The organism is Protofrankia sp. Cr1 (assembly GCF_963555865.1).
Lineage (GTDB): Bacteria > Actinomycetota > Actinomycetes > Frankiales > Frankiaceae > Protofrankia.
Map to the genome: position 1 here is coordinate 1 of NZ_CAUVXO010000566.1, position 3,326 is coordinate 3,326.

Annotated in this window: 4 protein-coding genes; 2 read left to right on the forward strand and 2 right to left on the reverse strand. The window is 67.6% G+C overall.

The window, feature by feature from the left end; translation table 11 throughout:
- Both U9980_RS25890 and U9980_RS25895 read right to left on the reverse strand, forming a co-directional pair.
- Positions 1-978 (reverse strand): ABC transporter permease (locus U9980_RS25890; protein ID WP_322770320.1); only part of this gene is annotated, 978 nt, incomplete at its 3' end.
- The gene (locus U9980_RS25895; protein ID WP_322770321.1) at positions 975-1,688 is read right to left on the reverse strand and encodes an ABC transporter ATP-binding protein; all 714 of its coding nucleotides are present in this window, start codon (positions 1,686-1,688) and stop codon (positions 975-977) included. The genes U9980_RS25890 and U9980_RS25895, both read right to left, overlap by 4 nt.
- Before the next feature lie 877 nt (positions 1,689-2,565).
- Between U9980_RS25895 and U9980_RS25900 the strand changes: the two genes are divergently transcribed.
- Together U9980_RS25900 and U9980_RS25905 are read left to right on the forward strand one after the other, a co-directional pair.
- Positions 2,566-3,009, forward strand: coding sequence for a helix-turn-helix domain-containing protein (locus U9980_RS25900; RefSeq protein WP_322770322.1), 444 nt, complete (start codon positions 2,566-2,568; stop codon positions 3,007-3,009).
- A 36-nt stretch (positions 3,010-3,045) separates the two neighbouring features.
- The gene (locus U9980_RS25905; protein WP_322770323.1) at positions 3,046-3,261 is read left to right on the forward strand and encodes a hypothetical protein; all 216 of its coding nucleotides are present in this window, start codon (positions 3,046-3,048) and stop codon (positions 3,259-3,261) included.
- Positions 3,262-3,326: the final 65 nt, after the last annotated feature.

Sequence of the window (3,326 nt, forward strand, 5' to 3'; positions counted from 1 at the left end):
GTATAAGAGACAGTAGATGGCGACGGTGGTCAGGTAGCCGCGTACGACGCGGGCACGGGTCGCGCCCAGCGCCTTCATCGTGCCGATCACCGCCGTTTGTTCGGTGACCAGCGCGGTGAACGTGTTCAACAACAGCATGGCCGCCAGCAGTAGCGCGACGGCGATGAGCACCCGCACCAGAGAGAAGATCCCCCTCAGCTGCTGCAGCGGCACGCCATGCTTGGGTGGGAAGACCGCCAGCACGTTGGCCCCGTGGGCACGTACGAGCGGCCCGATCGCGTCCGCGGCGGCCTGGTAGTCCGCCGGGGAGTGCAGCTTGATCGCGATCTCCTGCGCGCGCAGCGGCTGGTGAGGTAGCTGGCCGGGAACGTAGGTGTAGGCGGGCAGTTGCAGCAGCCCGGCCTGGCTCATGTAGCCGACCGCCTTGCCGGTCACCGCGGGGTTCAGCCCGCTGGTGCGGGCGATGCCTACCACCCGCAGCCCGGCGCTGCCCCGAGCCGTGTCGACGGTCACCATGTCGCCCACCGCGAACGACTGCAGCGCAGAGTCGCCGAACTCCATGACGATCTCCCCGTCACCCGGGTACCTGCCCTGCACAAGCTCGAACGGGGCCAGGGCAACGTGTCGTGGGTCCGGGTAGCTGATGACGGTGAAACTGACGTGGCCGGGCGCCTGGGTGACACGCCACTGCGTGCCCAACGTCGTGGCCTGCTGCAGCGAGGTGACCTCGGGCCGGTGTGAGATGTCGGCGAGCAGGGCCGGGTCGGTCCTGTCGACGGCCACCGTCACATCCGGTGCCGGACCCTGGCTGGCGACCGTGAAGGCGTACGCGGCAGACAGGCCGACGTCGGCAACATTGACCGCGATCAGCCCGCCGACGGCCAAGACCACCGCCACCACCACCAGCAGCGAGTGCGCCTTCCGCTGGACGATTTCGGCTACCGACTTGCGTGTCTGCGCGCTCAGCCAGCGGCTCATCGGGCCACCTCGGCCCGACCTCGCGGCTCGCGCCGGGCCACGATACGCCCGTCGAGTAGGTCCACCGAGGCACTGGACCTTTCGGCAAGCTCACGGTTGTGGGTCACGTACACGACCGTCTTGCCGAACGCTGTCAGGCCATCGAGCACGTCGAACACCGACGCGGCAGTCTTGGAATCCAGGTTGCCCGTCGGTTCGTCGGCCACGATCAACGGTGGATCGTTGGCCAGCGCCCGCGCGATCGCCACCCGCTGCTGCTCACCGCCAGACAGCTCGCTGGGCAACCGACGGCCATAGCTATCCATGCCCACCAATGCCAGACACTCCCGGGCCCGGTGCCGCCACCGGGAGCGGGGCAGCCCGCCGCCCCTGCCGAGTTCCAGCGCCAGCACGACGTTCTCCAACGCCGTCAACGTCGAGATGAGGTGGAAGAACTGGAAGACGATCCCGACGTGAGCGCCGCGCCACCGGGCCAGGGCATTCTCGCTGCGGGCCACAATCGACCGACCGTTAAAGATGACCTCGCCGCTGGTCGGCCGGTCGATCCCGGTCAACAGGTTGAGCAGCGTCGACTTACCGCTGCCAGATGGCCCATTGATGGCAAACAGGCTCAGCCGAGGAATCCGGAGGCTGACATCGTCGAGGATCCGTACCCCGGTCGATGGTGACCCGATCACCCGCGACAGTCCACGGGCAACGACGAGATCCACAGATCCGACCTCAGGCCCACGATCGTCATGCTGCTGCGTAATCACAACCCGTAGGGTGCGCCCGGCCCCGGCGACGCACCTCTACCTAGAGATAGATCTTTGCTGCGAGCCGGCGGGCCACACGCCGAACACGGCTTGGGGGCAACTGCAAACGCTGCTCTCTCTGGCCCTCGCCGGGCGTCGGCGGCACCAGCTCGCAGCGAGCGGGGACAAGCCACGGAAGCGGTCGCATTGCCCGGTGCGGACATCGCCGATCTGCTGCCATCGCTGCGGACCGACCACTCGTCGCAGCGCCGTACGGGGTCTGTCAATCTAACGGCTCTGCCAAAATTCCGGTGGTGACAGACAGTTGCCGTGCGAGTATCAGCAGTGCTGTGTGATGCCGAGTTCCTGAAGGTCGTTTTTCCTCAGCTCGCTGTAGTGTGGACCGTACCCGCTTTAGTGGACACTCGGTAAAGCTGCCCGATTGATCGGGAGCGCGAGGCATCACCCACCGTCCACGACCCTGCGTAGTCGGATGCTCGGGAGCCAGCTAGGGCTCGAACCGCCAGTCCGACCTGCTGACCTGCTGACCTGCTGACCTGCTCGTTCACTACGGCCCACACCACACCCGGGATCCTGCAGGCCCTGCCCGCCCGGCACGTCCTGAACTGCACCGAACGCGCCGACCAGATCGCAGAGATCATCATCGAGACCTGCGGCGGCAATCTGACCCGCCGGCGGGCGCTCGCGGCCAAAGTGGACGCCCGGCCGCCGTTCTCGCTCACCTTCGGAGCATGGCTCGGCCAGCTCGCCACGACCTGACCCGATGCGACGACCCCGCTGCACTTCGACTGCCACGATTGTTTCGCTTACTGCGTTTGGAGAGGAGGATGGGATGAACGCCGTCCTCGGTCCGGTCGTCCCCGACGCCGAGTCGGCCGCCGCTGCCGCCGAGGCACTGGAGCGAGTCCAGGCATACCTCCGGACACACCCGGACGGCCTGGCCACCGTCCGGCTTGATGACGACGGTCAGCTGGTCCTGCCCAGGGCCGCGGTGGAACTGCTGTCCCGCGTTCTGGCCCACATGGCGGGCGGCCATGGCGTCTCGGTCGTGCCCGCGCACGCCGAGCTGACCACCCAGCAGGCCGCCGACCTGCTGAACGTGTCCCGGCCCTACCTGATCGGGCTGCTCGACGCCGGCGAGATCGCCTACCGCAAGGTCGGAACACACCGCCGGGTCCCGGCCGGATCGCTGCTGGAGTACAAGCACCGCGACGACGCCCGGCGCCGCGCCGCCGCCGAACTGACCACCCTGGCCCAGGACATGGGCCTGAGTTGACTCCGACGCCGTTCGTCGTCGTCTAGATCGCGTAGCGTGCTGTACCCGAGCACGCTACGCGATCTACTGATCCGCGTGGCGCAGGCCGGGCTGGTCCATGCGCGATGGACCGAACAAATCCCGGACGAGATGTTCACCGCGCTCCGACGCAACCGCCCCGGCCTCGACCCGGCCAGACTCGACCGCACCCGCACCCGCACCCGCACGCGCACGCTCATGAGCATGGCCTTCCATCATCGCTACTCGGGGTGATACGCGCAGGCAGACGAGCCGATACGACAAGGCTGGCCTCCGCTGAGGTTTGCGTGGATGCTGTC

What these genes read in the sequence shown, in the direction of transcription:
- U9980_RS25900 (WP_322770322.1), top strand. Translation starts at nt 2,566, where the DNA reads ATGAACGCCGTCCTCGGTCCGGTCGTCCCCGACGCCGAGTCGGCCGCC.